The following is a 3356-nucleotide window of genomic DNA, read 5'->3' on the forward strand; positions in this document are numbered from 1 at the left end:
CGGATCTGCTCCAGGGCTCCGGGCATGTAGCGCAGGTAGCGGTCGGTGTCCCAGATCTCCACGGTGGGCCGGATGCCGCTGTAGTCGGTGATGAAGTGTCTGCTGTCGTCCGTGCTCCCGGAGACGCCGTAGCCCGCGGTCGGCATGCCGGGTATCCCGCACTGCACGCGCACCGCCTGGAAGCCCTGCTCGGTGTGGTGCTCGATCGAGTCCATCAGGTCCTCCAGGTCGGACCCGGTGGCATGCGCGTAGACCATCGCGCCCTCCCGGCTCTTGCCGCCGAAGAGCTGGTAGAGCGGCATGTCGGCGAGCTTGGCCTTGATGTCCCACAGCGCCATGTCGATCGCGCCGAAGGCGGCCATCGCGATCGGTCCGCGCCGGAAGTACGCACCGCGGTAGAAGAACTGCCAGATGTCCTCGCTGTTGCGCGGGTCCATCCCGATGAGGTTCGGGATCAGGTAGTCGCGCAGGTAGGCGGCGGGCAGGGTCTCGCGGGTGTTGAGGGTCGCGTCCCCCAGTCCGTACACCCCCTGATCGGTCATGATCTTCAAGGTGACGTAGTTCTTGGCGGGTCCGCCGACGAACACTCGTGCTCCGGTAATCCTCATGGATGATCTCCGTCGTGATGGGGCCTCGTTGCCCACGGGCCGACGGGCGCTCCCGCCCGGCCCGCACTCGTGCCGTCCGTGCTCTCTCAGGCCAGGTCGGACACATCCGTCCAGTTCTCGTTCTTCCGGATCAGGTCGATGATCTGCTGGTACCGACTGCCCTCCCGGAACGTCGGGTACGGCTCGACGGCCTCGCCGCGGACGTCCCGGACGAACTCCCGCGCCAGGTGGTGCCAGCACTGCTCCGTCTCGCCCTCGACGTCGGGCACCGTGGCGGCGATGTCCGGCGGAAGCGGCACCTCGCCCCAGGTCGTGTCCTTCCCCCACAGGAAGAGCGGGCCGCTGCCGTAGTGGCCCTTGAGGTAGATCGCGCCGTCGGTGCCGTAGAAGACGATGTGGTCCTCGTGGAACCGAGGCACCAACCCGCCGTGCTTGAACAGCACCGAGACGGGCTCGGCCGCGAGCTCGCTCTTCAACTTCGCCAGCACGGTGTAGGACCACTCGACGTCGCTCTCGCCCCAGCGGAGCGAGGGGTCGCTCAGATCCTCGGGGATGAAGCTCCGTCTGGTCGCGAAGTTGTGCACCCCCTCGACGATCGGAGCCGTGCCCAGGTCGTCGCGCACCTCACCCATGACCGCGAGGATCGTCTCCCCGACGACCGACGTGACGATCGACAGGGTGTGGGTGAAGTTGTTGTTGAGCCGTCCGCCACCGTCCGCCTTGCGGTGCGACCACCCGAACGGGATCTCTCGCTCCAGGTTGAAGTGCGAGATGCACTCGACCTCCACCGGCTCGCCGATCGCGCCGGCGGCGACCAGCCGCTTGGCGTGCTGGACACTCGCCGTGTAGCGGAAGCTGGCGGCGTACGCCGTCTTGACGTCGTGACGCAGCGCGAGCTCGTACAGCTCGAGCGCCGTCTGACCGCTCGCCGCCATCGGCTTGTCGCAGAAAACGTGGCAGCCCAGCTCGATCGCCTGCGTGATGGGCTCGTCGTGGGCCCCGCCCGGCGTCGCGATGGACACGATGTCCGGTCGGCAGTCGCTCAGCGCCTGCTGCCAGTCCGTGCCGGCGTACGGGATGGCGAGCCTCGCGGCCACCTCGTCCACCACGCTCGGCGTCCGGCCGACGATGCCCACGACCTCGGCGCCGGCCCAGCGGAACGCCTCCGCGTGGCCCTGCCCGGCGAAGCCGGTCCCGGCGATCAGCACTCTCGGTGTGCGGCTCATGACGCTCCTCAGGCAGCGTGGTTCCGTGATCTCCGGAGCGTTCCCTCGCCCGCGCGGCGATCGTCCGGCGGAGCACCATCCGACCGGGCGGTCGACGCCCGCGGACATCGACGCTACTCCCCGGCCCCAGGCTGGTGCAAGGATTCACCACAACCATCACCAGAGGCGTTCTGGCCTCGGGGCCTGGCGGCGCCGAGGCCCGTTCCTCGTGCTCGGTTGTCGCCCGACAGGGTCGGCGACTAATAGTGAATCGATACACCGGACCTTCCCCGAGTGCGAGCCCGCGCCACCGCGATCGACTCAGCCCTCGCGCCGTACCGCCGGCAGGTACAGCAGCGCACCGAGGATGCTGAACGCGCCGGCTGCACCGATGACCAGGGCCGTGCTCGTGTGCTCGGCCGCGGGTCCCATGACCAGCAGCCCGACGGTGTACGCCCCGCCGGCGACCATCGAGTTCATCGAGAGCACCGTCGTGCGGTTGTCTGCGCGTGCCTCGCGGTGCAGGAGGGTCGCGTGCATCGGCCCGGCGCCGCCGTGCAGGGTGTAGCCGAGGAGGAAGGCCGTGATCAGCCCGACGGGGCCGGCCATGACGCCCATCACGACGGCCGCCGCCCCGTTGAGGACCCGAGCCAGCAGCGCGGTCCTGGCAACCCCGATCCGCCTGCTGGTCGACCCCGCGAGGGCCGATCCCACGGCGAACAGACCCCAGGCCGCAGCCGACGCCGGCCCCATCAGTGCGCCCGCCCGAGCCGTCCCGCCGACGAGCTCGGACAGCCGGACCGGGACGAGCGTCTCGAAGGCGATCAAGGCTGTCGCCCAGAAGACCTCGACGAGCACCAGCGCCCGGAGGACGGGTGCTGCGGACAGCAGACGGAGGCCCGCAACGACGGTCCGTGCGGCCTCGCCCGCCGATCCCAGCGCACCGCTCGCACCGTCGCGGACGAGGGGGGTACGGCTCTCCCGCAGTCGGAGGGCGATCATGACCAGGTTGACCACGAGGAACCCCACCGCGACCCAGAAGGGCAGCTCGAGCGCCGTCATCGACGGCACGGGGTGCCAGGCCACCAGGGCACCGGAGACGAGCGCCCCCGACGCGATGGACAGACCGAGGACCGTGCCCGCTCGGGCAAGGGCATGCTCGACCCTCACCTCGGGGTCGTCGGCCTGGGCCGCGTCGACGTACCAGGCCTCGAGCGGCCCGGAGTCGAGCGCCCGGTGCACGCCCTGGAGCACGAGCGCGAGGACGAACACGCCCATGCTGTGCGCGGTGACGAAGACGACGGCGGAGGCGAGGGCCATGAGCGCTGCGAGGAGCAGGACGCGACGACGACCGATCGCGTCGGCGAGGCCTCCCGTGGGGAGCTCGAGGCCGAGCACGACAAGACCCTGCACCGAGAGGAGGACGCCGAGCTGGGAGAGGCTGAGTCCGCGCTCGATCGGCAGGAGCGCCATCACCCCGATGACCAGGCCCGTCGGGAACCAGCGGGTGGCGGTGAGGATGAGCAGGGTGTCCCGCGCGGAC

2 protein-coding genes and 1 pseudogene are annotated in these 3356 nt (G+C 70.2%); all 3 read right to left on the reverse strand.

Annotated features, from left to right (window positions below; translation table 11 throughout):
* Window positions 1-608 (reverse strand): annotated as a pseudogene (locus ABWK99_RS14940) (bifunctional D-altronate/D-mannonate dehydratase); the annotation flags it as partial.
* An 86-nt stretch (window positions 609-694) separates the two neighbouring features.
* A complete protein-coding gene (locus ABWK99_RS14945) occupies window positions 695-1834 on the reverse strand; it encodes a Gfo/Idh/MocA family protein (protein WP_372595488.1) in 1140 nt (379 codons plus the stop codon).
* Window positions 1835-2134: 300 nt separating this feature from the next.
* Window positions 2135-3356: MFS transporter (locus ABWK99_RS14950; RefSeq protein ID WP_372595489.1), on the reverse strand; the 1222-nt coding region annotated here is incomplete at its 5' end.

The organism is Actinotalea sp. (assembly GCF_041597215.1).
In the GTDB taxonomy this organism is placed as follows: Bacteria; Actinomycetota; Actinomycetes; order Actinomycetales; family Cellulomonadaceae; genus Actinotalea.

Coding starts and splice junctions, on each gene's coding strand:
- ABWK99_RS14945 (WP_372595488.1), bottom strand. CDS start 1,834: ATGAGCCGCACACCGAGAGTGCTGATCGCCGGGACCGGCTTCGCCGGG.